The organism is Enterobacter cloacae complex sp. P2B (assembly GCF_014895985.1).
Lineage (GTDB): Bacteria > Pseudomonadota > Gammaproteobacteria > Enterobacterales > Enterobacteriaceae > Enterobacter > Enterobacter bugandensis.
Map to the genome: position 1 here is coordinate 1 of NZ_JADBQQ010000038.1, position 1,376 is coordinate 1,376.

Annotated in this window: 2 protein-coding genes; both read right to left on the minus strand. The window is 39.9% G+C overall.

Going from position 1 to position 1,376, the window contains the following annotated elements; all coding sequences use genetic code 11:
- Positions 1-86: 86 nt before the first annotated feature.
- Positions 87-236: an RHS domain-containing protein gene (locus tag IM313_RS22815; protein WP_370551896.1), complete on the minus strand. Its 150-nt coding sequence runs from the start codon at positions 234-236 to the stop codon at positions 87-89.
- A gap of 319 nt (positions 237-555) precedes the next feature.
- Complete coding sequence (locus IM313_RS22470) at positions 556-762, minus strand: hypothetical protein (protein ID WP_048998421.1); 207 nt, start codon at positions 760-762, stop codon at positions 556-558.
- Between the last annotated feature and the right edge of the window lie 614 nt (positions 763-1,376).

Sequence of the window (1,376 nt, forward strand, 5' to 3'; positions counted from 1 at the left end):
GTCTCGCGGTCCAGGTATTGCCCTTGCATGCGCAGGTTCTGAGAATATCCTGATACCTGCGTCTCGCTTTCCAGCAGTAGCTTACCTCAGGCTCTGTTGGCCCCTTCCCAGCGCATCTGCCCTTCGATATCCACTATCCGCTCTGGCGTGCCGTTGGGCTGGCAGTGGAACCAGAAGATCTCTCGGGCATTAACGTCGTTAGTATGTGCCAGCGGGTCATCACTGTCTGGTCGCAGTACACTTAGATCATCGGCACGTCCCCCTGCACCTCCTGCAGCAGGCGGTTATGGGTAATTTTCTCAATCGTTCTTCGAACGGATTATCATCAGCGGAGAACAGGTTTTGAATATAGTTAAAAGAAGGAAATCAGCGTAATGTGTGATATATAAAATAAAATCTGTAATTAATTTATTTCTAATATCCTTCATAAAGGAGGGTAAGGAACAGGACGAGTCAAGAGTCATTTACCCTTCCCCATGCATCAACCTGTTCACCCTCCATAAAAAAAATATAATAAGCAACCTGAAAAAAATCAATTCCCCGCATGACTATTAGTTAGCAAAAATAAAAGTAAATATCACGTATCAAATCTCCATCCGCTTCATCAACGGTTCTTATTTTGACTTTATTAAAGTCAGCTAAAATACCTTTCACTGGCACATCAGGCTTTGATATGTCATCATAAAATGCTTCCTGTTGACTTTCCCGAACATATTTTTTTATTAAAAAAACAAGATTCTTTCGTAGCCTTTCTTCTGTCATCGCTTTAACTCCTGAATTATACTAACACATTCAAATAAGAGATTACCTCCTGATACCGATGGTAATAGTATAATCTTAGCAAAATAATACGGAATATTAAGGCAAGAACCATCTTGCCATTTGTTTATTTAATATTTTATTGCCATAAATTGAATAACTGTCTCCATATCTCCTGTTCCTCATGAGTAGGAATTCTATAATCTTGATTCTTTCGCCTATATTCCATGAAACATGAGTCTAAAGCTCGAATAGCCACCACTTTTTCTTTTCGACAATCATCTAAAATAAATTGCATATCCTGTAGACAATTAGAATCAAGAATATATTTTTGGAAAAAAAGCTCCAAAAAATCTAACACTTCATTATAAGATTGTAAATTTATCATGGTTCCTATGGAAGAATATCAATCTTGTCGAAATTAATAACTCTATTTTCAGCATGCTACTGTTGAACATTACCTTGGCCGTATTCAGGGTATGCCTTAGTAAACGGTTCAAGGGGCGCTCTTGGTCTATCGACGAACATTCTGGGGGTCGCAGGCCCGACATAGAAATCAGGCTTTGTTTTACCGATACACTCACAACTCCCCTCCCGCGGATCCACCCACCCCAGCG